This is a genomic window from Streptodolium elevatio (assembly GCF_040649515.1).
GTDB lineage: Bacteria > Actinomycetota > Actinomycetes > Streptomycetales > Streptomycetaceae > Yinghuangia > Yinghuangia elevatio.
The window spans coordinates 18,186-43,178 of record NZ_JBEZFP010000032.1 but is presented as its reverse complement, the minus strand read 5'-3'; the positions used below and the strand labels follow the sequence as shown (position 1 = coordinate 43,178).

Annotated in this window: 23 protein-coding genes; 13 read left to right on the top strand and 10 right to left on the bottom strand. The window is 72.4% G+C overall.

Features of this window, described 5'->3' with window-relative positions; genetic code table 11:
- Positions 1-90: 90 nt before the first annotated feature.
- A complete protein-coding gene (locus tag AB0C36_RS15085; protein ID WP_358353804.1) occupies positions 91-999 on the bottom strand; it encodes an intradiol ring-cleavage dioxygenase in 909 nt (302 codons plus the stop codon).
- 417 nt (positions 1,000-1,416) lie between these two features.
- On the opposite strand from AB0C36_RS15085, the gene AB0C36_RS15080 reads away from it, so the two are divergent.
- Positions 1,417-2,070, top strand: coding sequence for a response regulator transcription factor (locus tag AB0C36_RS15080; RefSeq protein ID WP_358353868.1), 654 nt, complete (start codon positions 1,417-1,419; stop codon positions 2,068-2,070).
- A gap of 9 nt (positions 2,071-2,079) precedes the next feature.
- Positions 2,080-3,273, top strand: a complete 1,194-nt coding sequence (locus AB0C36_RS15075; RefSeq protein ID WP_358353802.1) for a sensor histidine kinase — start codon at positions 2,080-2,082, stop codon at positions 3,271-3,273.
- Positions 3,274-3,299: 26 nt separating this feature from the next.
- On the opposite strand, the gene AB0C36_RS15070 is transcribed toward AB0C36_RS15075, so the two are convergent.
- Both AB0C36_RS15070 and AB0C36_RS15065 read right to left on the bottom strand, forming a co-directional pair.
- A complete protein-coding gene (locus AB0C36_RS15070; RefSeq protein ID WP_358353801.1) occupies positions 3,300-4,265 on the bottom strand; it encodes an alpha/beta hydrolase in 966 nt (321 codons plus the stop codon).
- Between the two features lie 118 nt (positions 4,266-4,383).
- On the bottom strand, positions 4,384-4,857 hold the full coding sequence (locus tag AB0C36_RS15065; protein ID WP_358353799.1) for a hypothetical protein: 474 nt from the start codon (positions 4,855-4,857) through the stop codon (positions 4,384-4,386).
- 339 nt (positions 4,858-5,196) lie between these two features.
- Between AB0C36_RS15065 and AB0C36_RS15060 the strand changes: the two genes are divergently transcribed.
- Positions 5,197-6,129, top strand: a complete 933-nt coding sequence (locus AB0C36_RS15060; protein ID WP_358353798.1) for a sigma-70 family RNA polymerase sigma factor — start codon at positions 5,197-5,199, stop codon at positions 6,127-6,129.
- On the top strand, positions 6,126-6,596 hold the full coding sequence (locus AB0C36_RS15055; RefSeq protein WP_358353796.1) for an ATP-binding protein: 471 nt from the start codon (positions 6,126-6,128) through the stop codon (positions 6,594-6,596). Before AB0C36_RS15060 ends, AB0C36_RS15055 begins: the two co-directional genes overlap by 4 nt.
- 315 nt (positions 6,597-6,911) lie before the next feature.
- On the opposite strand, the gene AB0C36_RS15050 is transcribed toward AB0C36_RS15055, so the two are convergent.
- The 4 genes from AB0C36_RS15050 to AB0C36_RS15035 all read right to left on the bottom strand — a co-directional run bounded on the left by AB0C36_RS15050 (position 6,912) and on the right by AB0C36_RS15035 (position 10,543).
- Positions 6,912-7,466, bottom strand: coding sequence for a hypothetical protein (locus AB0C36_RS15050; protein ID WP_358353794.1), 555 nt, complete (start codon positions 7,464-7,466; stop codon positions 6,912-6,914).
- A gap of 376 nt (positions 7,467-7,842) precedes the next feature.
- Positions 7,843-8,904 (bottom strand): small ribosomal subunit Rsm22 family protein, encoded by a 1,062-nt coding sequence (locus AB0C36_RS15045; RefSeq protein WP_358353791.1) that lies wholly within the window; start codon positions 8,902-8,904, stop codon positions 7,843-7,845.
- Between the two features lie 255 nt (positions 8,905-9,159).
- Positions 9,160-9,327, bottom strand: coding sequence for a hypothetical protein (locus AB0C36_RS15040; RefSeq protein WP_358353789.1), 168 nt, complete (start codon positions 9,325-9,327; stop codon positions 9,160-9,162).
- 115 nt (positions 9,328-9,442) lie between these two features.
- Positions 9,443-10,543 (bottom strand): calcium:cation antiporter, encoded by a 1,101-nt coding sequence (locus AB0C36_RS15035; RefSeq protein ID WP_358353788.1) that lies wholly within the window; start codon positions 10,541-10,543, stop codon positions 9,443-9,445.
- Positions 10,544-10,852: 309 nt separating this feature from the next.
- Here AB0C36_RS15035 and AB0C36_RS15030 point away from each other — a divergent pair, with 309 nt between their 5' ends.
- The 6 genes from AB0C36_RS15030 (at position 10,853) to AB0C36_RS15005 (ending at position 17,429) form a co-directional block, all read left to right on the top strand.
- Positions 10,853-12,061, top strand: coding sequence for an ABC transporter ATP-binding protein (locus AB0C36_RS15030; protein WP_358353786.1), 1,209 nt, complete (start codon positions 10,853-10,855; stop codon positions 12,059-12,061).
- 152 nt (positions 12,062-12,213) lie between these two features.
- Positions 12,214-13,596 (top strand): ABC transporter substrate-binding protein, encoded by a 1,383-nt coding sequence (locus AB0C36_RS15025; RefSeq protein WP_358353784.1) that lies wholly within the window; start codon positions 12,214-12,216, stop codon positions 13,594-13,596.
- Positions 13,597-13,690: 94 nt separating this feature from the next.
- The gene (locus AB0C36_RS15020; RefSeq protein WP_358353782.1) at positions 13,691-14,545 is read left to right on the top strand and encodes a metallophosphoesterase; all 855 of its coding nucleotides are present in this window, start codon (positions 13,691-13,693) and stop codon (positions 14,543-14,545) included.
- An 11-nt stretch (positions 14,546-14,556) separates the two neighbouring features.
- Positions 14,557-15,516 (top strand): carbohydrate ABC transporter permease, encoded by a 960-nt coding sequence (locus AB0C36_RS15015; protein ID WP_358353780.1) that lies wholly within the window; start codon positions 14,557-14,559, stop codon positions 15,514-15,516.
- Positions 15,517-15,612: 96 nt separating this feature from the next.
- Positions 15,613-16,575, top strand: coding sequence for a carbohydrate ABC transporter permease (locus AB0C36_RS15010; protein ID WP_358353778.1), 963 nt, complete (start codon positions 15,613-15,615; stop codon positions 16,573-16,575).
- A 26-nt stretch (positions 16,576-16,601) separates the two neighbouring features.
- Positions 16,602-17,429, top strand: coding sequence for a tyrosine-protein phosphatase (locus AB0C36_RS15005; protein ID WP_358353776.1), 828 nt, complete (start codon positions 16,602-16,604; stop codon positions 17,427-17,429).
- Between the two features lie 48 nt (positions 17,430-17,477).
- Here AB0C36_RS15005 and AB0C36_RS15000 read toward each other — a convergent pair whose 3' ends face one another.
- From AB0C36_RS15000 to AB0C36_RS14990, 3 genes are all read right to left on the bottom strand, one after another.
- Positions 17,478-18,752, bottom strand: a complete 1,275-nt coding sequence (locus AB0C36_RS15000; protein WP_358353775.1) for a cytochrome P450 — start codon at positions 18,750-18,752, stop codon at positions 17,478-17,480.
- A complete protein-coding gene (locus AB0C36_RS14995; protein ID WP_358353774.1) occupies positions 18,749-19,102 on the bottom strand; it encodes a phosphopantetheine-binding protein in 354 nt (117 codons plus the stop codon). Before AB0C36_RS14995 ends, AB0C36_RS15000 begins: the two co-directional genes overlap by 4 nt.
- A gap of 263 nt (positions 19,103-19,365) precedes the next feature.
- Positions 19,366-20,811, bottom strand: a complete 1,446-nt coding sequence (locus tag AB0C36_RS14990) for an amidohydrolase family protein (RefSeq protein WP_358353772.1) — start codon at positions 20,809-20,811, stop codon at positions 19,366-19,368.
- A 258-nt stretch (positions 20,812-21,069) separates the two neighbouring features.
- On the opposite strand from AB0C36_RS14990, the gene AB0C36_RS14985 reads away from it, so the two are divergent.
- The 3 genes from AB0C36_RS14985 (at position 21,070) to AB0C36_RS14975 (ending at position 24,841) form a co-directional block, all read left to right on the top strand.
- On the top strand, positions 21,070-22,677 hold the full coding sequence (locus AB0C36_RS14985; RefSeq protein ID WP_358353770.1) for an ABC transporter substrate-binding protein: 1,608 nt from the start codon (positions 21,070-21,072) through the stop codon (positions 22,675-22,677).
- Positions 22,678-22,902: 225 nt separating this feature from the next.
- The gene (locus AB0C36_RS14980; protein ID WP_358353767.1) at positions 22,903-23,193 is read left to right on the top strand and encodes a DUF1876 domain-containing protein; all 291 of its coding nucleotides are present in this window, start codon (positions 22,903-22,905) and stop codon (positions 23,191-23,193) included.
- A 235-nt stretch (positions 23,194-23,428) separates the two neighbouring features.
- Positions 23,429-24,841 (top strand): family 2B encapsulin nanocompartment shell protein, encoded by a 1,413-nt coding sequence (locus AB0C36_RS14975; protein ID WP_358353765.1) that lies wholly within the window; start codon positions 23,429-23,431, stop codon positions 24,839-24,841.
- Positions 24,842-24,993: the final 152 nt, after the last annotated feature.

Below are 24,993 nucleotides of genomic sequence, written 5' to 3'. Positions count from 1 at the left end.
GCGCGGAGCTCCCGGCCAGGGCGGGCACAGGCCGTGCGGACCGGGAGCGGGGCGGCGCCCGGAGTGCACCGGAAAGCGGGTCCGCCCGAGTCAGCCGCGGCCGCCGCCGCTGTCACCGCCGCCTCCCGGCGGGCCGCCGCCCGGTCCGCCCGCGCCGCTGTTCTCCTTGGTGGTGTCGACGCCGAGGGTGAGCGTGCCCACGTATCCGGCCGACGGCGTGGCCGCCTGAACGGGCGTCACGGTCATGAGGCCGTCGGACGCACCTCCGCCGCCGTACACACTGTCGCCGTCGAGCTTGGTCGGCGTTCCGGAGTGCCGGTTGTACGGCGCGAGCGGGAACACCTCCTCCCCGAGCGAGTCGGGGAAGAAGAGCTGTCCCGTGAAGTTGACCTTGCCGCCTTCGTACGTGCCGTCCTGCTGCGCGCCACCGGTGTGCACCTTGACGTGGATGTGCATGACGCGCGGCGTGTACCAGCCGGGCACGATGGTGGTGAACTCCACCACGCCGTCGGCGCCCGCGACCTGGTAACCGCGCAGGTACGTCCGGTCGTTCGCGCTGCTGCCGTCCGTGTTCTCCGCGGGTACTCCGCCCCCGGGGCTCGCGGTGGTGAAGCCCGAGTAGTAGCCCCACGCGTCGCAGTGCCAGATCTCCACGGCCGCGCCGGCGACGGCCGCGCACGAGGCCGTCGTGTCCTGGACGGTCAGGCGCAGCCGGAACGGGACGCCCTGCTTGCCCTCGGTGATGTCCTGGCGCACGAGTGCGTCGTCGAGGTAGTACGGCCCCTCTGTGGCGTTCGCGGTCAGCACGCACTGAGTGGTGGTGCCGGAACCGGACGCCTGCGGCGACGCCGAGGCGGGCGGGACCGCCCCCTCCTTGGCGCCGTTGTCGCCCGAGCCGTTGCCGGAGTCGTCCCCGCAGGCGGCGAGCGCCGGGCCGGCCGCCGCGGTGCCGGTCCCGACGACGAGGAACCTGCGCCGGGACATGTTGTTCGCTGTCATGCGCCGAGCTTCGCCGACGAGTGTGAAAAACCGGTGAGACGCGCCGGGCCCGCCCTCGGGCGGCCGAGCGCGGTCCCAGTGCGGTTCACAGGCGTGGCACGCGTCGGGATTCCTCACGATCTTCTTGTCCCGGCCGGGAATCCTGCCGTCAGGCGCCTCCGGGATCCGCGGCCCGGAGGCGCCGACAGACCGCACGACCACGATCGCAGGAGCCGCCATGTACTCCCCCGGCGTCGCCTTCACCCCCGCCCCTCCCGCCGACACGGCATCGGCCGCAATTCCCGGGGCCGAGTGCGTCGTCCACTTCGGTGACGTCCGACCGGCCGTCGGGGCGGTCGCGGGCGGCCGTACTTACCGTGCTGTAACGCGCGGAAGGAGACGATGGTCCCGAAGTCGGACGGCCTGGGGGTGGAGTACGTGCGCGTTCTCGTCGTGGAGGACCACCGCGAGTTGGCGGAGACACTGGCGTCCGGGCTGCGGCGGGCCGGGATGGCGGTCGACATTGCCGGTGACGGCGAGTCCGCGCTCGAACGCGTCGCGGTCAACCGGTACGACGTGGTCGTCCTGGACCGCGACCTCCCCCGGGTACACGGCGACGACGTCTGCCGTACCCTCGTCGGACGCCGCTCCCCCGCAAGGGTGTTGATGCTCACCGCGGCCTCGACGATCGAGGACCGGGTGGACGGCCTTGAGGTGGGCGCGGACGACTACCTTCCCAAACCCTTCGCGTTCGCCGAACTGGTGGCCCGGATAAGGACGTTGGGACGCCGGGCGCAACCTGACGTGCCGCCGGTGCTGGAGTTCGGCGACCTCGTGCTCGACGCGGGTCGGCGGCAGGCGCGGCGTGGTGGCCGGCAACTGGTCCTCAGTCCGAAGGAGTTCGCGGTCCTGGAGCTGCTCATGTCGGCCCGGGGCCGGGTCGTGTCGGCGGACGAGCTGCTGGAACGGGCGTGGGACGCGGCCACCGACCCGTTCACCAACACCGTGAAGGTGACGGTCAGCCGCCTGCGCCGCAAGTTGGGCGAGCCGCCGGTCATCGCAACCGTGGCCCAGGCCGGGTACCGGCTCTAGGGCGCCGGCGTGTGGACCATTCGCCTTCGTCTGACCGCGCTGTACGGGGCCCTGTTCCTCGCGGCGGGCGCGGTGCTGCTCGTCGTGACCTACGCCCTGGCGGCCGGTGCCCTGCCCTGGCAGGACGCGCGATCGCCCTTGGGCCCACAGATACGTATCCGAGGGGTCCTGCCCGGCGCCCCCGGCGACCCTTCGACCCCCGAGGAGTTGCTCGGCGAGAGCCTTGCCGAGCAGCGGGACCGGCAACTGGCGGACCTGCTCGCGGCGTCCGCGGTCGCGTTGGGCGTCATGGCCGTGCTGTCCATCGCGTTGGGCTGGCTGATGGCGGGGCGGGTCCTTCGCCCGCTGCACACCATGACGGTCACGGTGCGCTCGATCTCCGCGCGCGATCTGCACCGGCGCCTGGACGCCGGCGGGCCGCCGGACGAACTCAAGGAGCTGGCCGACACTTTCGACGGCCTGTTGGGCGACCTTCAGGGCGCGTTCGAGGCGCAGCGGCGGTTCGTCGCGAACGCCTCGCACGAGCTGCGGACGCCGTTGACCTACCAGCGCGCGGTGGTCGAGGTCGCTCTCGCCGACCCCGACGCATCCGTCGAGGACCTGCGGGCCGCGTGCGAGCGGGTGTTGGACGGGAGCCGGCGCCAGGAGCAGCTGATCGAGGCGCTGCTCACCCTGGCGCGCAGCGAGCGCGGCCTCGGCCGCCGTGCGGAGTTCGACCTCGCCGAGGTCGCCGAGCCGCTGCTCGCCCGGTGCCGTGCGGAGGCGTCGGCCGGCGGCCGCCGGGTCGAGTCGGTGGCCGACAGCCTGAACACGGCCCCGGTGCTGGGCGACGAGGCGCTGGTGGCACGGCTGGTCGCCAACCTGCTGGACAACGCCGTACGGCACAACGTGCCCGGTGGCCGCGTCGCGGTGGCGACGGGCGTCGAGAACGGCTGGTCCTTCGTCCATGTCACCAACTCCGGCCCCGTGGTGCAGCCGGACCAAGTGGCCCTGCTCTTCGAACCGTTCCGCCGCCTGGACGAGGCGCGGCTGAGCGATCGCGAGGGCCTCGGGGTCGGTCTGTCGATCGTCGCCGCGGTGGCCGCCGCGCACGGTGCCGCCCTGGGCGTCGTCCCGCGGCCCGAAGGGGGTCTGGACGTGCGGGTCGCGTTCGCCCCGAGCCCGGTCGCACGTGCCGGGGTGCCGCACGCCGTCGTGGTCTGACGCGCGGCCCGCCGAGCGAGTCGCCGCTACACGAACGCGCGCCGTACCGCCGCGTACATGTCCTCCCTCGCTCGCTCGGAGACCTCCGCGCCGGGCAGGAAGTTGGAGCCGTGGAAGGTGCCGGGGCGGTGGTGGAGTTCGACGGGTACGCCGGCCTGGAGCAGCCGCAGCGCGTACTCGATGCCCTCGTCGCGCAGCGGGTCGAACTCGTTCGCGGTGACGAACGCCGGGGGCAGGCCCGCCAGTTCGGAGGCCCGGCTCGGGGCGGCGTACGGCGGTACGTCGGCCTCGGGCGACCCGGCGAGGCCGCCGAGGTAGGCGCTCCAGGCGAGCCTGTCCTGCGGGCCGGTCCACAGCGGGGTGTCGGTGAACGCGTTCGCGGACACGGTGCCCACGTGATTGTCGATCATCGGGTTGTCCAGCAGTTGCAGCACCAGCGCGGGGCCGCCCTTGTCCCGGACGTAGAGCGCCAGTGCCGCCGCGAGCCCCGCGCCCGCGCTCACCCCGCCCACCGCGATCCGCGACGCGTCGACACCCCCGCCGACCACCTCGGACGCGTGCTCGGCCACCCAAAGGAGCGCGGCGTGGGCATCCTCGAGACCCGCGGGATACGGGTCCTCCGGCGCCAGCCGGTATTCCACGCTGACGACGACGCAGTCCGCCTCGACCGCGAGTGCGGCGCAGGATCGGTCGGAACTCGCTATGTCGCCGAAGACGTATCCGCCGCCGTGGAACCACACCAGCACACCGCGCAGCGCCGGGTCGCGGTCGGGTGCGTAGACGCGTATCGGCACGTCCGGCCCGTCGGCCACCCCCGGGACGGTCCGGTCCGCGACCGTGACTCCGGGCAACGGTCCGGCCGCGGCGGCCAGTTGCGCCTGGCGTACCCGCTGGGCCTCGCGGAAGCCCGCGGGATCGGCGACGTCCACCCTCGGCAACATGGGCAGCAGTGCGCGCAATTGCGGGTCGATGCGGTCTTCGGCGTGGTCCATGCGGTGGTCCTCCCAGGTGCGCGGCCGTACGCCGCGCGACGCTAACAGCGGAGTCCCACCGAATCCATGGCGGCGGACCGTGATCACGATCTCGCCGCCGGCCGGTGTTCCGGTCGGCTCAGTGCCGCAGCGCCCGGCTCACCTGGGCGGTCACGTTCTCGGCCGGCTTGACGTGGCTGCGCGCGGTTCCGTCGCCTTGCTGCCCGGGTGCCACGTTGTCGATGTTCATCACGATCGTGTCCACCATGTCGCCGGACGCGTCGCGGAACTCGATCTGGATCAGGAAGTCGGCCTCCTTGTCGCCGGTGTTCGCCACGGTCACCGGTACGGAGAAGCGGCCGTCCGCGTCCTTGACGGTCTGGCCGACCTGGACCTGGTTCTTGGCGTCGACGCCGTTCTTGAAGTCGTCGAACTCGTCGCCCGCCCGGTTGAGCGCGCTCTCCACCGAGGAGACCGCGTCGCGTACGTCGTCGGGATTGCTGTCTTCGCCGCACGCCGTAGTGCCCAGCGCGAGCACCGCGGCGACCGAGAGTGCGCCCACGGACGTGCCCCACCGCCCGCGGCGTGTCCTGAGTTGAATCAGTCCGGTCATGCTCGCGCGCTACCCCGTACGCCCCGGACGAATCGCGCCCATACGTGGGAAAGGGCTGGTCGGCGGCGGATCGCCGATGGGTCGGCAGGGTCGGGTTTCTCCGCCGGAGAGTGGGTAAGGGCCCAGGAGTGGCCGGTGAGCGCCCGCAGAGGGGCCCGGCCGACAGGGCGGTATGTGCGCCGTCTGCCGAGGCACACGTGTGCCCGGGGCAAGCCGCTCGCCTGAAGCAGCCGGGCACCCGCGGAGCCCTGACTCCCGCGGGACCACTGTCAGGAGCGCGTGCCCAGCACGCGTGCTCCCGCGGTCCCGAGGGCCATCGACGTGCAAGGAGTCGATCCCGTGACCGATCCCGTGACCGTGCGGATTCGCGACGGCCGGACGTGGCCGCCCCGATTCAGCACCCAGGAGCTGCGCGCGATGGGCAAGCAGGAGGCGCGCGCCCTCAGCGACGACCTGATCCGCGATCTGCGGGGTCTCGACCCGGAGTCCCCCCAGTACGGGGACGTGCGCGGAACGATCGTGCAACTGAACCTGCCGTTGGTCCGGTACATCGCGCGTGAGCACTCGCACAGGCGCGAACTGTACGACGACATCGTGCAGACCGGCATCATCGGCCTGATCAAGGCGGTCGACGCGTACGACCCGGACCGCGGCGTGGAGTTCGCGAGCTTCGCGCTGCCCACCATCTCGGGCGAGATCAAGCGCTTCTTCCGCGACACGTCGTGGCCCGTGCACGTGGCGCGCGGTCTCCAGGAGCGGTTCCTCGCGGTGACGCGGGCGTCCGACCACCTGGAGCAGGAGATGGGCCGTGAGCCGACCACCAAGGAGATCGCGAAGCGGATCGGCGCCACCCCCGAGGAGGTGCAGGACGGGCGCGACGCGGGACGGGCGTACCTCGTCGACTCGCTCGACGCCGGCACCGGGGGCGAGCACGACGGCGACAGCGGGCCGCAGGGGCGTACGCCGCTGAGCGAGCGCCTCGGCTACGACGACCGCGAGCTCGACCTCGTGGACTTCCGGGAGTCGGTGAAGCCGCTGATGGGCGCGCTGGCGTACCGCGAGCGGCTGCTGCTGGAACTGCGGTTCTGGCACGGTCTGCCGCAGCGCGAGATCGCCGCGCACCTCGGGATCTCCCAAATGCACGTGTCGCGGCTGTTGGCCGCCACGCTCGCGTCGCTGCGTCGGCAGCTCGAAGGAGAGGCGCCGCAGGCGTCGTCCGAAGAGCCGCCAGGTGGTTCGTCTTCCGGCGGCGCGCGCGGAGCAGCGGCATGAGCACCACGCGGTCACACGGCATGCAAGGCTGGAGCACGACGGACGACGGGCACCGCGTACTCGTCGTCGACCTGGACGGAATGCCGGGCTCGGTCCGCGACGCGCGGCATGCCACCACGGAGTTCCTGGCGGGCGTACGCGTCGGCCGCCGACTCGACGCCGCGGACGCTGCGGTGAGCGATGTGCTGTTGGTGGTCGCGGAGTTGGTGGCGAACGCCTGCCGGCACGCACCGGGTCCCTGCCGACTGACGGTCACCCTGACGAACGCGGCGGCGGAGATCGCCGTGCAGGACACCGCGCACGGGTACCTGCCGATCGCGGGGCGGCGCGGCAGGCCGGCGGGCTACGGGCTGCTGATCGTCACGCGCCTGACCGGCGGAATCCATGTGCTGCCGGCGCCGGACGGGAAGATCGTACGGGCGACCGTGCCGCTGCCGGGGCTGTGGCCGAGGCCGGTTCCGGTGTGACGGCCGGCCCTGACACCGATCCGCACCGGCCTCGGCTGCGCCGCAGTGCCCCGCACTGACTGGCCCGCGTTGACTGACCCGCATTGACTGGCCCGCATTGACTGGCGATGGACTGACCCGCGCTGCCCGGTCGGGTTCCGCCCCCGATCAGGTCCGTCTGATCTGCTTCCACGGCCTGCTCGCGAATCTGCGCGCGACTGCGTCCCGCCCCGCAGCCGCATCGTGAACGGCTGCGGGACGGGACGCAGTTGTAGTCGCCCGTCGCTCCGAGTGCCCGGTGGGGTGGTGCCGCTTCGCACCGTCAGCGCCCGGTGATCAGTGCCGGATGAGGTGGCGGAACCGCTCCTTCATGTCGGCGGTACGCGACGGCTTGCCTTCGGTGGTGGTGGCATCGCCCTCGGCGGTCTTGCGGGCGGTACGCGCCCGGCTCGCCTCGGCCTTGCGTTCGGCCTTCTCCGCGGCGCGGGCCTGGCGGGCCTCGACGCGGGCCTCGCGGGCCGCTTCCTTGGCCGCCCGGTCGGTCTCCGCGAGGCGCGAGGAAATCGCGTCGCGTTCGGCCTGCGTGCGGTTGAGCTGTGCGTTCGCCTCTCGCGCCTCCGCAGAGGCGTGCTTGGCCTGCGCCCGCGCCTCCCGGAGATCGGCCATGCGGTGCCGCGCGTGCACACCGCCCACGGTCGTCATCCAGACGGAGAACGCGAAGACCAAGGCGAGGGCTATTCCGGCCAGGAAGACCTGGAGGCTGCTCATGGTCGCGATGTCCTGGTCGAACAGCGTCACGGTGTAGTCCGGAGTCCCGGTGCGGTTCTCGGATATGAGCAGCAACGTGAAAGCGCCGGTCGCCATCAGGAGCAGGAGTCCCAGCAGCAACATGTCCGCAACCCTTCGGTTATGAGGTGGAGTTCGGGGCGTCGCCGCCCCGGTGCGTGGCCCCCCGTCTCTCTGTGCTGCGGCTGCCCCGGATCGGCGTCGGGTAACGCGAATGGCGCGAAGGGCCGTACGGGAAGCGGCCGAACGGGTGGTCTCGTGCCCGCCGCGGGCGCGCCGCGGCGCCGCCTGCCGAAATTCGGACGGTCCGGAAGGTACATCTGAAGCGTGTGTGGATGGGGTCACTCCGGGCCGCCGTGAAAGCGGCGGCCCGGAGCCGCACCATCCGCAACCGGGGACCGTCGGCGTGCGCGCCCGACGGATCCGCCGCCCGGATGCCGCCACCCCGAATGCCGCCGAAGTACGCCCAGGGGCAGGGGATTTACGCCGGGTCGCGGTCGCCCTTGCGGCGGTCGTCCTTGAGCGTTCCGGGCGGAACCTCGTCCCCCCAGTGCGCCTTGCGCGCCCAGCGGAACGCGTCCTTGCGGCTCTTCGCGACGACTGCCTCGCGCATCTCCGGCGCCTCGCAGACGGTGAGGCGGATGTGTCCGGGCCGGATCTGCGGGGCGCGCAGAACGCGGGCCGGCGCGTGTGCCGGATTCTGGCGGGATGCCGACAGGTAGGCGAACTTCTCGTCCTCGAAGCCCAGTTCGCCGCCCTTGACGACGCGGTGCACGCCGGACCTGGTCACGCGCGTGGCGAAGTGGCACCAGTCGTCGCCGGTCATCGGGCACGCCGCGTCGGAGGGGCAGGGCGCACTGATGGTGGCCCCGGCCGCGATCAGCCGGTCGCGCACGCGGCGCAACCGGGCGAAGCCCGCGGGGGTTCCGGGCTCGACGACGACGAGTTCGCCGCGGGTCAGGTCCCACCAGCGGTCGACGGTCTCGACCAGGGTGTCGTCCGGGAGTTCGCCGAGCACGAAGGAGGCGACGACCAGGTCGGCCGGTTCGGCGGGAGGCGCGGAGACGGACGCGCGGTGCCAGGTTGCGGCGCGTACCGCGGCCGAGGCCGAGCGCGCGGCGAGCCGACGGCCCGCGTCGATCATGGCGGACGCCTGTTCCACAAGGGCCGCGCGGCGGAGCGACGGGAAGGCCTCGGCCGCGGCCCAGACCGCGGTGCCGGGCCCGGCGCCCAGGTCGAGCACGGAGGCCGGGTGCCAGTCGGGACGCCGGCGTACGACCGCGTCGAACACCGCCCGGTCGACCGCGAGCGTCGCCGGAAGCCGGGCCGCGAGGTAGGCGTGCACGTGGCGTTGCGTGAGGCGGGAGTCGTCGGGTGTTGCGCCGCCGCCGCGGTAGAGGTCGGACAGCTCCTGGTACGCCTGCGCGAGCCCGCGCGTGGCGTTGCCGATCTCCGCCGCGACGGCGGTGGCGAGGTCCGAGGTGGTGCCCGTGGTCTCTCCCGCCGGGTCTGCGGAACGGTGCGCCGGCGGTGCTGGGCTCATGGCCGCGACTTTATCAGCGGGGAGGGGGACGTTCGTTGCCCCGGCGCCGACCCGAGCACGACCGCGCCGACGCACCGGCACGAAGCCGGACACGAAGCCGGGCAGGACAACAGGTGCGGGGCGCACGGCGTGGGCGCCGCCCGCCCCGACACGGCAGCGCGCACCCGCGGGGGGCGCGGGTGCGCGAGCCGGGCATTGCGGCCTACGGGCGACGCGCCGGGTGCATGCGCCGCGGTTCGGCGGTCGATGAGCGGGTCAGCGGGAGACGCCTCCGCCCGCGCCGCGGCGGCCGGCGCCCGCACCGATGCGGATGCGGCCGAGGCGGGCGCCGATGCCCACGCCCCCGCCTCCTCGGGTGCGACGGCGGCGACGGCGCGGCGTGACGGCGCGCACGATGCTGCGGACTCGGGTTCCGATCGGCATGACTGCCTCTCGTCGGGCGCCGCGTCCGGTCGGGATGCGGCGCGTCGGATGAAGTCCCTTGCTCGCTGCCCCGGTTCCGGCCGGACATGCGCAATCCGCAGTCGGTTGACCCGGCTCAGGGGTTGATCGCCAGAACGATGTACGCGGCGAGCAGCGACAGGTGCACGCCGCCTTGCAGCGGTGTCGCGCGCCCCGGCACGACGGTCAGGATGCCCACCACCACGGTCAGCGCGAGCAGCACCATGTGGGTGCTGCCGAGTCCGAGCAGAAGGGGGCCGTCCAGCCAGATCGAGGCGACGGCGACGGCGGGAATGGTCAGGCCGATGCTCGCCATCGCCGACCCCAGGGCGAGGTTGAGGCTGGTCTGCACCCGGTCGCGCAGCGCGGCCCGGACGGCGGCGATGGACTCGGGCAGCAGGACCAGCAGGGCGATCACGACGCCGACCACGGCGTGCGGGAGGCCTGCCTTCTCGACGCCGGACTCGATCGTCGGCGAGACCACCTTCGCCAGCCCGACGACCGCGACCAGGGCGAGCCCGAGGAGGCCGAGGCTGGTCCACGCGTCGCGCGCGGTCGGCGGGTGCTCGTGCTCCTCCTCCTCGATCACGTGCCCTTCGGAGGTGACCGGCAGGAACTCCTCGCGGTGGCGCACGGTCTGGGTGGCCACGAAGAGGGCGTACAGCAGGGCGGACGCGATGGCGGCGAAGACGAGTTGGCCGGGGGAGAACTTGGGGCCGGGGCTGCTGGTGGTGAAGGTCGGGAGGACGAGGCTGAGTCCGGCGAGGGTGGCGACCGTGGCGAGGGCCGCGCCGGTGCCCTCCGGGTTGAACCGGGCGACGCCGCCGCGCAGTGCGCCGACCAGCAGGCTCAGGCCGAAGATGCCGTTGCAGGTGATCATCACCGCGGCGAAGACCGTGTCGCGGGCCAGTGAGGCGCTTTTGTCGCCGCCGTCGGCGGTCAGGGTCACGATCAGCGCGACCTCGATGACGGTGACGGAGATCGCGAGTACGAGTGACCCGTACGGTTCGCCCACCCGGTGTGCCACCACCTCGGCGTGGTGCACGGCGGCGAGCACCGCCCCCGCGAGCAGCGCGGCGGCCACCGCGACGACCCAGCCGGGCACGTCCCGCCCCCATGTGAGGACGAGCGCGACGAGGGCAAAGGCGGGTACCACCGTCGTTCGCTGGAACAGGACGGAGCGCGAGCGAGTCACCATGCCCGTTTGTTTCCCGTAAAAATCTTGCTCACGCGTTTAAACGGCCCATGCGGTGTATCTCACGCTGCAACTGTCACCCGAACGGCGTCTCGCGGACCGCCGGAGACCGTCCCATCAGCGACGTTGCGACTATTAGTCATATAGCTAGCAGCGTTGGTTCAGTTTGTGGATCCGTGGCTTCACCCAATGTCCCGCCGACCGTGGTGCCGCGTATGCCGGGCCCACATCCGGCGAGAACGTCTCGTTCACGGCGACCCGCCACCGTGTGGTGCGTACACAACGCACATCGCACGTCTGTAAGGAGTTCTCGTGGGCCGCATACGTCTCGACGCGCTGACCCGCAAATTCGGCGACACGTCCGCCGTCGACCGGGTCTCCCTCGATGTGGCGGACGGAGAGTTCCTGGCGCTGCTGGGACCGAGTGGCTGCGGCAAGACCACCCTGCTGCGCATGGTCGCCGGGCTCCTGCCGCCCACGTCCGGCCGCATCATGCTGGACGACGACGACATCACGCACAGCCCGCCGCGCCGCCGCGACCTCGCCATGGTCTTCCAGAGCTACGCCCTGTACCCGCACCTGACGGTCGCTCAGAACATCGCCTTCCCGCTGCGCGTGCGCCGCACGGCCAAAGAGGTGGCCCGCGCCCGGGTCCGCGAGGTCGCCGCGCAGCTCGAACTCGGCGAGCTGCTCGCACGCCGCCCGAAGGAACTCTCCGGCGGCCAGCGGCAGCGGGTCGCCCTGGGCCGCGCACTGGTCCGCGAGCCCCGCGCGTTCCTCATGGACGAGCCGCTGTCCAACCTCGACGCGAAGCTCCGCACCGCGACACGTGTCGAGTTGGCCGCCCTGCACCGCAGGCTCGGCTCCACCTTCGTCTACGTCACCCATGACCAGGTCGAGGCGATGACCATGGCCACCCGGATCGCGCTGCTCGACGGCGGCCGCCTCGAACAGGTGGGCACGCCCACCGAGGTGTACGACGAACCCGCGTCCGTGTTCGTCGCGTCGTTCCTCGGCGCACCGCCGATGAACCTGATGCCGGGCAAGCTGTCCACCACCGACGCGGGCCTGCTGCGGGTGGACGCCGAGGGCACCACCGCACCTTTGTGGCCCGGCCGGGTCCCCGCACGCGACGTGGTGCTCGGCGTACGCCCCGAACACCTGACGCCGACCTCCGCCGAGACCCCGGGCGACATCCTGCGCATCCGCGCCGTCGTCGAAGCCGTCGAGAACCTGGGCAGCGAGGAAGTCGCGCTGTGCCGCGCCGGCACCGCGACCGGCGTTCCGACGGGTGCCGCGGACCGGATCGCGGTACGCGGGCCCCGCCCGCTCGGCCTCGTCCCCGGCGAGCCCGTCACCCTCACCGCACCCACCGACCGGATCCACCTCTTCGACGCCGGTTCCGGCCGCCGCCTGGTCTGGCGCGAGCAGGAGGCGCCGCGCCCGGAGCGTACGGCCGGCAAGTCGATGCCGATCGGGACCGGCCTGCCGGGCACCGAGCCCAGCCTCAGCGCGGCCTGAACGGCGCTCTCCGCACGGCGCTCTGCCACCCCGGCCCGCCACCGCGACCTGCCACCCCGTCTCCCCGCCCCGTCCGTCCGGCCCCGCGCTCCGCGGGCCGGCGGCCACCGCCGCCCGAACGACGAACCACCCACGAACCACCTGGAGTTCCCGTGACCACCCCCCGCCGCGTACGCGCCCGCCTTGCCGGCGCGGCCGCGACCGCAGCCCTCGCCCTCACCGCCACCGCGTGCGGCGGGCTCGGCGGCAGCACCTCCGGCAACGCCGACGACGCGGGCGCCGCCCAGGCGGCACCCGAGCTGCGCCCCGACCAGAAGGTCGAGATCGTCTTCGAGTCCTACAACCTCTCGCAGGCCGGCGTGTGGACCGACACGATCAACGGCCTGGTCCGGGAGTTCCAGGAGAAGAACCCCAACATCCACGTCACCACCCGGCCTCCCCAGGGCGGCGCGCAGAACGTCGTCGGGTCGATCCAGAGCCAGATGGTCGTCGGCAAGGCGCCGGACGTCGGCCAGGTCACGTTCGGCGACCTCGACTTCGCGGTCAACAGCCTCAAGGCCAAGCCGCTCGACGACCTGGTCGGCAAGGACACCGTGCGGGCCTCGTTCGGCGGACCACACCCGTTCGCCCCCAACGCGGCGACGCTCGGCGACTGGAACGGCAAGACCTACGGCATGCCGTACGTCTTCTCCACGCCGGTCCTCTTCTACAACGCCGACGCCTTCCGCGCGGCCGGACTCGACCCGGACAAGCCGCCGGCCACCTGGGACGACGTCAAGAAGGCGGGCCTGGCCGTCAAGGCGAACGCCGGCAAGGAGGGCGCGTACATAGACTGCGCCACCGCGTCGGCCGGCGACTGGTGCCTCCAGGCGATCATCGCGTCCAACGGCGGCCGGGTCCTTTCCGACGACCGCAAGCAGCTGACCTTCGCCGAGCCCGCGTCGGCCGCGGCCGTCGGCACGCTCGCCGACCTCGTGAAGTCCGGCGCCTCCCCCAACCTCACGCAGGCCCAGGCCATCGACGCGTTCACGCGCGGCAACCTCGGCATGGTGCTGGAGTCCAGCTCCCTGCAGGGCATGTTCCAGCAGGCCGCGGCGGCCGGGAAGTGGGACCTGCGCGCCGCTCCCCTGCCCGCGTTCCCCGGTCGGGCGGCGGTGCCGACAAACTCCGGGTCAGCCCTGATGGTCTTCTCCGACGACTCGGCCAAGCAGCGCGCGGCGTGGCAGTTCATCGAGTTCATGACGAGTGACCGCGCCTACACCGAGATCTCCAGCAAGATCGGCTACCTCCCGCTGCGCCCGTCCCTCGTCGACGACCCCGCCGCGCTGAAGCCATGGGCCGACAAGAACCCGTTGATCCGGCCCAACCTCGACCAGCTCACGCGCCTGCGGCCGTGGGTGTCGTTCCCCGGCAACAGCTACGTCCAGATCCGCGACCTGCTGCTCCAGGCCGTCGAGGCGTCGGTGTACCAGGGCAAGGACCCGGCCGCGACGCTCGCCGACGCACAGAAGCGGGCGAGCGGGCTGCTCCCCTGACCCGGCGCGGCGCGCGCACGTCCCTACCGACCCCGGCTCCACCCGGTCCGGTCCGGCTCCGGCCGACCGGTCCCCCTCCCGAAAAGGCACCGCAATGCGCAAGCCCCTGCACACCGTCATCCAGTTCAGCGACGTCCACGTGGTCCCCGAAGGGGAACTGCTGCACGGCACCGTCGACACTCTGGCGAACCTGGCAGCCGCCCTCGACGAGGTCGAGGCCGCCGCGCTCAGGCCCGCCGCCCTGCTGTTCACCGGCGACCTCGCGGACGCCGGGGACGCCGCGTCGTACCGCAGGCTCCGCGAGACCGCCGAGAAGGCGGCCGCGCGCATCGGTGCCCCCGCGCTGTTCGGCATGGGCAACCACGACAAGCGCGAGGCGTTCCACGCCGACCTGCTCGGCGGCCTGGCCGTCGGCCACGAACGCGACTTCGTCCACCAGGCGGACGGCCTGCGCGTCGTGATGCTGGACACCACCGAGCCGGGCAGCCACCACGGCGACCTCACCGACGCCCAACTCGCCTGGCTGCGCGAGCAGTTGGCCACGCCGGCGGAGCACGGCACGATTCTCGCGCTGCACCACCCGCCGATCCCGTCCCCGCTGGAGATCCTGGAGATGCTGACCCTGCGTCAGTACGCGGAACTCGCCGAGGTGGTGCGCGGCACGGACGTCCGCCTCGTCGTGGCCGGCCACGCGCACCACGCCACCTGCGGCTCGCTCGGCGGCGTACCGGTGTGGGTGGCGCCGGCGACCGCGTACACCGCCGACGTGCTGGCCCCGGCCGGGCTCATCCGCGGGACCGCCGGCGGCGGGTACACCCGCATCGACGTGTACGCGGACGAGGCGACCGCCACATTCGTGCCCGTCGGCCGCGGCGCGCCCGTGTACGAACTCGACGTCGAGACGCTGCGCCGCTACATGGCCGAGCACGGCGCCGCGGCGCAGGCCTGAGGCTCCCGCCCGTGTTCGTCGAAGTAGCCGCGCCGAAGCAGTCCGCCGCCCCCGGAGCCGGGGGCGGCGACCGCCCTTCCCCGCTGCGCCGCATCGCGGCGGCGCTGCCCCCGTACCTCTACCTCGTCCCGGCCGTGGTCTTCCTGGTCACGTGGACGTACCGCCCGTTCGCCCAGACGGTCGAACTCTCCTTCTACAAGTGGAACCTGCTGCCCACCTCGCCGCTGGAGCCGGTCGGACTGGACAACTACCGGCAGGTCCTGGCGCTGCCCGAACTGCACGAGGCCCTGGTCAACACCGGGTGGTACGTGTTGGGCCTGCTGCCGTTCTCGGTGGTGATCCCGGTCGCCATCGCCCTGCTCGCGCAGAACGTGCGCGGGCGCAGCGCGACCCTGTACCGCGCGCTGATCTTCGTGCCGACGCTCGTCACGCCGGTGGCCACCGCCGCGGTGTGGCGGTGGCTGCTCGAACCCGACGGCGGCCCGGTCACCCGGGCCCTGGATGTGTTCGGGATCGGACCGGTGAACGTGTTCCGCGAGCCGGGTCCCGCGCTCGTGGCGATGATCGGGATCTGCGGCTGGCAGATGATCGGCTTCGCGGTGGTCGTGGTCACCGCGGGCCTGTCCGGCATCAACCGCGATTACGCCGACGCCGCCTCGCTCGACGGTGCGACAAGGGCGCAGATCACCCGCCGCATCACGCTGCCGCTGCTGTCGCCGTCGCTGGTGTTCCTGGCGCTGATGACCATCCTGCTGTCCGCGCAGTGGACGTTCCCGCTGATCGACACGCTCACGCAGGGCGGTCCGGGCGGGGCCACCACCAACATCTACTACCTGCTGTGGCAGTTCGGCTTCCGCAGCTTCGACGCGGGATACGCGGCCGCCGCCGGAACCCTGTTCTTCGTCGGCTTCGCGGTCGTCGCCATGTTCTTCGTGTGGCTCGCGGACCGGCTGAGCTTCCACGACGACTGACACACAAACCCCGCTCCCCGAGACGCCCGAGATGCCCAAGATGACCGAGATACCCGGGATTCCCGAGATCCCCGGAAGCCCCTGAGAGCCATCGCGATGACCACCACCGCATACTTCGTCGAAGTCGCCCCTCCGCCACGTGTCGGCCCCGACCCCGGGTCGACGCCCGCGCGCCCCCGTACCGCCACCGTCGCCGCCAAGGCACGGCTGCGCCGCGTACCCAAGGACCTCGCCGATCTGCCGGTCGGCAGCCGCTCGCGTACGCGCACCGCGCTCGGACACGTCGTCCTCGGCGCGCTGAGCGTGGTGTGCGTGTTCCCGGTGTACTGGATGTACATCGTCGCGTTCCGCGAGCCCGGCACGGCCCTGGGGCAGTCGCTGCTGCCGTGGCCGGTGAGCCTGGAGAACGTGCGGCACGTGTGGGACGCGATCCCGATGGGCCGCATGCTCGCCAACACGTTCCTGGTCGCGCTGCTCAGCGCGGTGGGCCAGACCCTCATCGCCCTGCTCGCGGCCTACGCGTTCGCCGCCTGGCGGTTCTTCGGACAGCGCGTGCTCTTCCTGCTGTTCGTCGGAACGTGGCTCGTGCCGTTCCAGGTCACCATGATCCCCAACTACGTGACGCTGTCGAAGCTGGGGCTGCTGAACACGCTGTCGGGCATCGTGGTGCCGACGCTCTGCTCGGCGATGGCCGTGCTGATGCTGCGTCAGCACCTTGCCGCGTTCCCGAAGGAACTCCTCGACGCGTCCCGCATGGACGGCCGTACGTCGTGGGGGACGCTGTGGCGCGTCGTGGTCCCCAACATGCGGCCCGCACTCGCGTCGCTGTTCATCCTGCTGTTCATCTCCGCCTGGAACGAGTACTTCTGGCCCGCGATGGTCCTCCAGCGCTCCGACTCCGTCGTCCAGGTCGGCATCCGCGGCTTCATGGGCGCCGAGGGCAACAACTGGGGTGCCCTGATGGCCGCCTCGGGCCTGGCCTGCCTGCCCATCCTGCTGCTCTACGTGGTGCTCCAGCGCCACGTCATCGACGCCTTCGTCCGTTCGGGCCTCAAGTGACCGGCCCCGCTTCTCCGAGGAGTGCCATGACCGCCGAGACCGCGCTGTCCCCCATCGGGGCCGGCCTTCCGCTGATCAACCTGCGCGACCTGGGCGGGCTGCCGACCCGCGACGGCTCGCGCGTACGCCCGGGCCTGCTGTTCCGCTCGGCCGCGCCGTTCGGGCTGACCGAGGCGGACGGCGCCGCGCTCGTCGCCGCGCTCGGCCTCGGCCTGGTGGTCGACCTGCGGCACGACACCGAGCGTGCCGGCGTGCCGTGGCCCGCGCTGCCGTCCGCTGTGGAGATCCGCGCGATCGAGCTGGCGACGCGGTCCGTGGGCGGCGGCGAAGGCACCGGGGCGGCCGGCGGCGAGTCATCGGGCAGCGAGTCGGCGGCCAACGCGTCGGCGGGCGCCGCACCGGCCTGGCCGTCGCCCTTCGGCGCGCGCGAGTTCGGCCTCTGGTACGCCACGATCGCCGCCCAGGGCGCCGGCCATCTCGCGGACCTGATCCGGGCGTTCGCCCACCCGGCCGCATCCCCCGCCCTGGTGCACTGCACCGCGGGCAAGGACCGCACCGGCATCGTCGCGGCCTGCGTGCTCGACCTGCTCGGCGCCGACGAGGACACGATCGTCGCCGACTACACGCGCACGCAGCTTGCGCTCGACGCGATCCGCGCGCACACGACGGCGGTGCTGCCCGGTCTCGCGGGCCGGGCAGTACCCGCGGTGATCCTGAGCGCGGAGGAGGAGACGATACGCACCTTCCTCACCGAAGTGGCCAGCGAGCACGGCGGGTTCGGTCCGCTCCTGGAGCGGCACGGCATCACCGACGCGGAGGTCGGGGCCCTGCGGGCACGGTTCCTCCAGCGCTGAGGCACCGCCCCCGGGGATCGCGGATCCCCGGGGGACGCGCCGAAGACGTCAGACGGGGGCACGGCGCAGGCGGCCCTGCACCGGGAGGCTCTTCACGCCCGCGAGGAAGACCGAGCGTATGCGCACCGGTTCGCCGACCACGTCGAGTTTGGCGTACGCGGCGAACAGCTCGGTGAAGAGCAGCCGCAGCGTGAGCCGGGCCATGTTCGCGCCGATGCAGTAGTGCGGACCGGCCCCGAAGGCCAGGTGCCGGTTGGGGCGCCGGGCGACGTCGAACACGTCGGGGTCGGTGAACACGCGGCGGTCGCGGTTGGCCGACGCGAGGAAGGCCACGACCGGCTGGCCTTCCGGGACGACGACACCGGACAGCTCGACGGGGCGCCGCGTGGTCCGCATGAAGTAGCGCGCGGGTGTGGCCCACCGCAGGCTCTCCTCGATGCCGCTGTCGAGCAGGTCGGGCCGGGCGGCCCAGGCCGCGTACCCGCCGTTCTCCGCCAGGGCCATGACCGTGGCGACCGGGACCTGGGACAGCGTGACGGCGGCGCCGAGCAGCAGGCTGTAGCAGTTGGACACGATCGCGGCGGGCGGCATGCGCACGCCGTCGTGCCGCATACCGAGCATGATCCCCACGAGGTCGTCGCGGGGATCGCGGGCCCGGGCGCGGACCAGGTCGGTGAAGTACGCGAACAACTCGCGGTGCGCGCGGCGCAGCGTCGCCGCGGGACCCTCCGGCAGCATGAGGTCGGGGTCGTCCTCGGCCGAGGCCGTCATCGCCAGCCGGGCCAGGTGCGGCCGGTCCGCCTCGGGGAGCCCGAGCAGCAGGCCGAGGACCACGAGCGGCAGGTCGCGCATGCCGGCGGCGAAGTCGAAGGGGCCCCCGTCGAGGGGCAGCAGGGCGCGGATGCCCGCGCGTACCTCGCGTGTGTGGGCGTCCACCGACCTGACGCGCATGGCCTTGTGGAGGGGTGCGCGCAGGGCGTCGTGCCGGGGCGGATCGGTGGCCGCCATCTGGTGCCCGGCCGCCGGGTCGGGCCTGCCGATGAGGCTCAGCAGCGTGCCCCGCTCGGAGGTGAAGACCTCGTGGTCGCGCAGGATGCGGTCGACATCCGCGTAGCGGGTGGCGGCCCAGAAGCCGAGGCCCGCGTCAGGACGCGGGCCGCCGGCCCCCTGGCCCCGGGCGGCGTGAGGGGCGCCGACAGGCTGCCAGTACACGGGGTCGTACGCGCGCAGCGCCCGCCACACGGCGTGTGGGTCGTGGTCGGCGTACAGACCGGGATCGGCCAGGTCGGGAACCGCGTGCCGAGGCGCGGATCCGGTGTTCATACCCCGGCCCCGGCGGATTTCAGGGCCTCCTCCACCGCCTCGGCCAGTGTCGCGACCGTGGGCGAGAGGAAGAGTGCGGCGGCCGAGATCTCGACGCCGAACTCCACGTCGACGTCGAGTTGCACGCGGGCGGCGAGCATCGAGTCGCCGCCGAGTTCGAAGAAGTCGTCCTCGATGCCGACCGGGCCGAACCGCAGGGCCGACTCCCAGAGCCGGACGAGGCGTTCCTCAAGGCCGGTGCGCGGTGCCGCGTAGTCGGTGGTGATCCCCGCTTCGACGCGGGCCTCCTCGTCGGCCGCTCCCGGGTCGTGCGCCGCGCCAGGCCGTACGACGTGGTGGTTTTGTGCCATCCGTTCCCCCTGCGGTTGTCCACGTCGCCTCACTCTCCCAGCGGGCCTCTGCGGGAGGATTGGATAAATCCGACATGCAAGCGGCCGCGCCCGGCCCGAGGCAGATGCCTTCGGCGGGGCCGCGGGCCGGGCGCCCCGGGGCCGGACAAGGACCGGACAGGAGGCGGACAGGAGGCGGTGCGGGCGCCTCGGCCCGGCCGGCCCGGGCCGGACCGGACGAGACCGGCTCGGCCCCTGCGATTCGGCGGCGCGGCGAGCAACGGTCAGGCGTGGCCGAGGAGTTTCCGGGCGTACTGTTCGACGCGCGTGCCGTCGAAGAACCGCGGGTTCATGCCGCCGTGCAGGCGCACCGTGTTGTCGCACGCGAACTCGCGGAATTGCGCGGGGGTGAGATGCCTGTGCTCGACCAGTTCGCGGGCCTCCCCGACGACTTCACGCATGTCGGTGACGTCCCAGTGGCCGATGTCGGAGCCCAGCAGCGGGCGCAGCACGGCGCCGCAGGGGTTGAGGGAGTCGGCGTACGCCCAGGCGATCGTGGGGTCGTCGGCCTCGCAGCCGAAGTAGAAGCGCTCGAACATGCGGGCGATGTCGGCGGGCGATGCGATGCCGCTGCCCCGGTAGTCGTCGAGGTCGGGCGGCGGGTTGTCGGCCTGCCCGCGCAGTCCCGCGGCCAGACCGGGGGCCGCGAAGTGCGTGCCACCGTGCCGGGCGAACAGGTCGTCCCAGAGCGCGGCGTCGAGTCCGGCCGGGTCGAGTGCCGCGATGTTCGGGCCGCCGCGCTTCTCCCAGTGCCCGACGAGGTCGGCGAGGAGTTGTACGCCCCACGAGACGCCGCCTTCCAGGAAGGCGAAGTTCAGCGTCGGGAAGCGGTGGGCGACGCCGCCGATGACGAGGGCCTTGGCGAAGGCCTCCCCGCCGGCGGCGAAGGTGCCGATGTGGTTGTGCACGTAGCGGGTGGACGACTGGCGCAGGCCGATGCCCATGGTGGGGGTGTGCACGGTGACGGCGACGCCGAGTTCGACGCAGCGGCGCCAGAGCGGGTCGTAGTCGTGGACGCTGTCGAGTGCGAGGACGTCGTACCAGCGGGCACCCGCGGGGCCGCCGGGGACGGGGCGCTCGACGATGTTGTTGACGAGCACGGCCTTGAACCCCAGGCTGCCGACCGCGTGTTCGAGTTCGGCGATCGCCTCGTCGGGGGTGTGGGTGGGGACGACGGCGGCCGGGGTCATGCGGTCCTGGAGCCCGTCGGTGAGTTCGGCGAGGTAGGTGTTCACGCCGCGGCAGGCGCCGGCCCGGATCGCGTCGTCGGGGTGGCCGGAGGCGACGAGGCCGACGCTGGGGTAGAGGACCGCGAAGTCGAGTCCTATCTCGTCCATGCGCTCGTGCAGCAGGGCGGGCAGGAAGGCCGTCGCCCGGTCGAGGGTGTTGCCGGGCAGCGACCACCAGGGCGGGATCCAGGTGCCCGGGCGGCGTTGGTCGCCGGTCAGCTCGGCGAGGCGGCCGTCGGTGCTGCTGCGCGAGGCGTAGGTGGGCGACGAGCCGAGGAAGTGGTCGGCCGCGTCCGGTCCGGCGACCTTGCGGATCACCTCGGTGAGGACGGGAAGTGCCTCGACGATGTGGCCGTCGCCGTCCACGACGGGATGCGGTGTGCGGTCGGCCTGCGGTACGGCCGCGCGGGGCGTGTGACGTGCGGATTCAGGTGCGGGCATGGGCGCCAGTGTCGGCCGGGCGCGGTGAGAAGGGAAGCCGATTCCCGCATGATTCGCGAACGATTGTTTCGATTATTCGACCCGTCACAGTTTACCCGACGAAGCACTGTAGACATCTGACGCAGTGTCAGTTAGGCATTGCCCCTGCACTGCACGTGTCAACGGACGTGCGACGCCGGAATCGAAGCGGAATCGGACACTCCTGTTCCGTGGCGGGCCCGGACGTTCCGTACGACAGCTCCCGGAAGGACGTACGACATGGCCCCTGCGAACTCCCGCGGCCCACTCGGCCGCCGCCGCCGCGCACTCGTCGCCGCGGCGGCGGCGCTCACCGGCCTGTTCGCCGCCGCCTGCGGAGGAGGCGACGGAAAGGGCAGCGACGGCGTCGACCCGGGCGTCACCGGCGCCGCGAAGTCCGGCGGCACCCTGGAGGTCATCTCGGTCACCGACATGGCCCGGGTCGACCCGTTCGGCGCCATCAGCAACTACTACACGGACAGCTCGCGGCTCAACGCGATGTACGACTCGCTCTTCTACAGCGAGCCCAAGACCGGCAAGCCCCTGCCGCAGATCGGCGAGAGCCTGGTCCCGGACCCGAGCGGCCAGGTCTGGACGCTGAAGATCAAGCCGAACGTGAAGTTCACCGACGACACGCCGTACGACGCGGCCGCGGTGAAGTGGACGTGGGACGAGCACAAGAACCCCGAGCGCCGCTCGCTGGTGGCCGGCTCGGCCGCCGCCATCGACAAGACCGAGGTCGTCGACCCGCTGACCCTCAAGATCACGCTCAAGGCGCCGAACGCCAACTTCGACCGCGTCGTGGCGTCGTCGCTGGCCTTCATCCCGTCGCCGACCGCGCTCCAGAAGGACCCCGCCGGCTTCGCCGCAAAGCCGGTCGGCGCCGGGCCGTTCGTGCTGTCGGAGTGGGCGCGGGACAGCAAGATGGTGTTCACCAAGAACCCCAAGTACTGGCAGGGCCCCGACAGGCCGGTGCTCGACAAGGTCGTCTTCAGCGTGATGAGCGACAGCACGCAGGCGCTCAACAGCGTCGCCACCGGGGGCAGCGACCTCAAGGTCTCGGCGAGCTCGACCGACGCCGCCAAGGCGCGTGACCTCGGGCTGGGCGTCTCCCAGGTGCCGGTGATCGTGGGCGAGGCCATCGTGTTCAACTCGTCCAAGCCGCCGTTCGACGACCCGCGCGCCCGCCGGGCCGTCGCGCTGGCGCTCGACCCGAACGAGATGAACAAGATCGCCTTCACCAACCAGGGCGTGCCCAGCTCCAGCCTGTTCCCCGCGGACAGCCCGCTGGTCAAGCCGGACGCGCCGAAGCTGCCGTCGGCGAACCGCGTCGAGGCGCAGAAGCTGCTCGACGAACTCGCGGCCGAGGGCAAGCCGCTGAAGTTCACGTACCTCGTGCCGCAGAACAACCAGGCGACGAAGACCGGCGAGTACGTCCAGACGCAGCTGAACGGCCTGAAGAACATCGAGGTCAAGACGCAGGCGATGGCGATCGTGTCGTACACACAGGCGGTGCGCGTCAACCGGGCGTTCGAGGCCGCGCTGCACAACTGGACCGTCTCGGACGTCGAGCCGACCGTCTACGCCTACCTGCACAGCTCCAGCCCGACGAACTTCCTGGGCTACAAGAGCGCCGAGACGGACGCGGCGCTGGAGCAGGGCCGCAAGACGAACGACCCGGCGCTGCGGCAGGAGGCGTACACCGCGCTCATGGCCTCGGTCTCGAAGGACGTGCCGCTGTGGCCGTACCAGGAGGGCCGCATCACCGTGTTCCACAAGACCAGCGTGGCCGGGCTGCTGCTCAGCAACGACGGCGTGCTGCTCATGGACCGGCTCGGGCGGCGCTGACCTGGTGACCGGCTGAACCGGCTGGACCGGGCTGACCGGTCGGCTGGGCTGACCGGCCGGGCTGACCAGCTGACTGGGCTGACCGGTCCGGTCCGGAAAACCCGGCCCAGAAAATACAGAGAAAAGCGATAAAACGGGAGGTTCCCACCTCCGCTGTGGCGTCCGACAATGGAACGACCGGGGACGCGGACAGCCATCCGAGCGGAGGTGGGGACCATGCCCGCCATGAAGCACTGGACCGTGGACATCTACCTGACCGAGAAGACCGGCGTCGACGAGTTCGACGGCGGGATCTCGGTGCGCACACACGCCGAGGCCCGGCTCGACACGGGCTCGGGCGACGCGCTGCGGGCCTGGGGCAACGCACGCAAGCACCCGGCCGACCGCGACGTTCCGCAGATCGGCGACGAGCTTGCCGCGGCCCGCGCGCTGTCCGACCTGGCGCACCGCATGCTGCACGCTGCGGCGGCGGACATCGAGGCCGCCACCGGGCAGTTCGCCTCGCCGCGCGTCTGAGGGCACACGCGGCGGGCCGCGTCGCGCGGGGCGCGCCACTTGCGGGCCCCGCGCGCCCCTGCTGTGCGCCCGCACGCCGTTGATCATGGGCATGCCGCGGCCGTTACCTGGGAGCGCGGGCGTACGACCGGTTGGTCCGCGGGAGCGGCCTTCGCGGGCCGTCCCCGGGGCCTCGGCCCGGACCACGCCGTCGGGGCCCGCGCGTCGAACAGCGCACCGGCCGGAGGGGAAGCCGATGTCCATCGCAGCGGAGCCCGAGCAGACCGAAGAACAGGCCGCCCGACTGAGTCTCAGCACGGCGGCCGCGCGCAACCTTGCCACCACCACCAAGTCCGCACCGCAGATGCAGGGGATCAGCTCGCGCTGGCTGCTGCGGATGCTTCCCTGGGTCCAGGTCGACGGCGGTACCTACCGCGTCAACCGCCGCCTCACGTACGCCGTCGGGCGCGGCCGCGTCGCCTTCGTCCGCGAGGGCGCGGAGCTGCGCGTCGTCCCCCCGACCCTCGCCGAACTGCCCGCGCTGCGCGGCGTCGAGGACGAGGACCTGCTCGCGGAACTCGCGTCGCGCTGCACGCAGCGCGAGTTCGCGCGCGGCGAGGTCATCGTGGAGGCCGGATCCGCGGTCGACGAGATCCTGCTCGTCGGGCACGGCAAGATCGACCGGATCCGGCCGGGCAAGTACGACCACGACAGCGCGGTCGGCTCCCTCGCGGAAGGCGACCACCTCGGCGACGAGGCACTGACCGACCCGGACGCCACCTGGGACTTCGGGGTGCGCGCCGCGACCGCGGGCACGCTGCTGGCCCTGCCCGCCGCGGCGTTCCGCGAACTGGCCGCCCGGTCCGAGGCGCTGGCGGCGGCGCTCGAACGCTTCCGCGCCGACGCGGGGCAGCCCGCCAACCACAAGGGCGAGGCCGACATCGCCCTCGCGTCCGGCCACGACGGCGAGCCGGACCTGCCGGGCACCTTCGTGGACTACGAACTGGCCCCGCGCGAGTACGAGCTGAGCGTCGCGCAGACCGTGCTGCGCGTGCACAGCCGGGTCGCCGACCTCTACAACCAGCCGATGAACCAGGTCGAGCAGCAGTTGAAGCTGACCATCGAGGCGCTGCGCGAGCGCCAGGAACACGAGATGGTCAACAACCCGGACTTCGGGCTGCTCCACAACGCCGACCCCAAGCAGCGCATCCAGACGCACTCCGGCCCTCCGACACCCGACGACATGGACGAGCTGCTCACGCGGCGGCGCGGCACCAAGCTCCTGACGGCGCACCCGCGGACCATCGCCGCGTTCGGGCGCGAGTGCAACCGGCGCGGGCTCTACCCGGACCACCTCGACGTGGCGGGCACGCGCGTGACGGCGTGGCGCGGCGTACCGCTGTTCCCCTGCGACAAGATCCCGATCGCCGACGGGCACACGTCGAGCGTGCTGGCCATGCGCACGGGTGCCGACGACCAGGGCGTGGTCGGGCTGCACCAGATCGGCATCCCGGACGAGTACGAGCCGGGGCTCAACGTGCGCTTCATGGGCATCAACCCGAAGGCGGTCGTGTCCTACCTGGTCAGTACCTACTTCTCGGTGGCGGTCCTGGTGCCGGACGCGCTGGGGATCCTGGAGAACGTCGAGATCGCCCGCCCCCGCGCGTAGCCGCGTCGGCCGCGAGCCCACACGCGGGGCCCCACACGCGGGCCCCACACGTGGGCCCGCGCACCGCGGTTCGTGGCCCTCGGACACCGGCCTAGCCGATCCTTCCCGGTCCGGCGGGCAGGCGGCGCAGGCCGCGCGGGACTCCGCGCATT

What these genes read in the sequence shown, in the direction of transcription:
- AB0C36_RS15085 (WP_358353804.1), bottom strand. Translation starts at nt 999, where the DNA reads ATGACAGCGAACAACATGTCCCGGCGCAGGTTCCTCGTCGTCGGGACC.
- AB0C36_RS15070 (WP_358353801.1), bottom strand. Translation starts at nt 4,265, where the DNA reads ATGGACCACGCCGAAGACCGCATCGACCCGCAATTGCGCGCACTGCTG.
- AB0C36_RS15065 (WP_358353799.1), bottom strand. Translation starts at nt 4,857, where the DNA reads ATGACCGGACTGATTCAACTCAGGACACGCCGCGGGCGGTGGGGCACG.
- AB0C36_RS15055 (WP_358353796.1), top strand. Translation starts at nt 6,126, where the DNA reads ATGAGCACCACGCGGTCACACGGCATGCAAGGCTGGAGCACGACGGAC.
- AB0C36_RS15050 (WP_358353794.1), bottom strand. Translation starts at nt 7,466, where the DNA reads ATGTTGCTGCTGGGACTCCTGCTCCTGATGGCGACCGGCGCTTTCACG.
- AB0C36_RS15045 (WP_358353791.1), bottom strand. Translation starts at nt 8,904, where the DNA reads ATGAGCCCAGCACCGCCGGCGCACCGTTCCGCAGACCCGGCGGGAGAG.
- AB0C36_RS15040 (WP_358353789.1), bottom strand. Translation starts at nt 9,327, where the DNA reads ATGCCGATCGGAACCCGAGTCCGCAGCATCGTGCGCGCCGTCACGCCG.
- AB0C36_RS15035 (WP_358353788.1), bottom strand. Translation starts at nt 10,543, where the DNA reads ATGGTGACTCGCTCGCGCTCCGTCCTGTTCCAGCGAACGACGGTGGTA.
- AB0C36_RS15020 (WP_358353782.1), top strand. Translation starts at nt 13,691, where the DNA reads ATGCGCAAGCCCCTGCACACCGTCATCCAGTTCAGCGACGTCCACGTG.
- AB0C36_RS15010 (WP_358353778.1), top strand. Translation starts at nt 15,613, where the DNA reads ATGACCACCACCGCATACTTCGTCGAAGTCGCCCCTCCGCCACGTGTC.
- AB0C36_RS15005 (WP_358353776.1), top strand. Translation starts at nt 16,602, where the DNA reads ATGACCGCCGAGACCGCGCTGTCCCCCATCGGGGCCGGCCTTCCGCTG.
- AB0C36_RS15000 (WP_358353775.1), bottom strand. Translation starts at nt 18,752, where the DNA reads ATGAACACCGGATCCGCGCCTCGGCACGCGGTTCCCGACCTGGCCGAT.
- AB0C36_RS14995 (WP_358353774.1), bottom strand. Translation starts at nt 19,102, where the DNA reads ATGGCACAAAACCACCACGTCGTACGGCCTGGCGCGGCGCACGACCCG.
- AB0C36_RS14990 (WP_358353772.1), bottom strand. Translation starts at nt 20,811, where the DNA reads ATGCCCGCACCTGAATCCGCACGTCACACGCCCCGCGCGGCCGTACCG.
- AB0C36_RS14985 (WP_358353770.1), top strand. Translation starts at nt 21,070, where the DNA reads ATGGCCCCTGCGAACTCCCGCGGCCCACTCGGCCGCCGCCGCCGCGCA.
- AB0C36_RS14980 (WP_358353767.1), top strand. Translation starts at nt 22,903, where the DNA reads ATGAAGCACTGGACCGTGGACATCTACCTGACCGAGAAGACCGGCGTC.
- AB0C36_RS14975 (WP_358353765.1), top strand. Translation starts at nt 23,429, where the DNA reads ATGTCCATCGCAGCGGAGCCCGAGCAGACCGAAGAACAGGCCGCCCGA.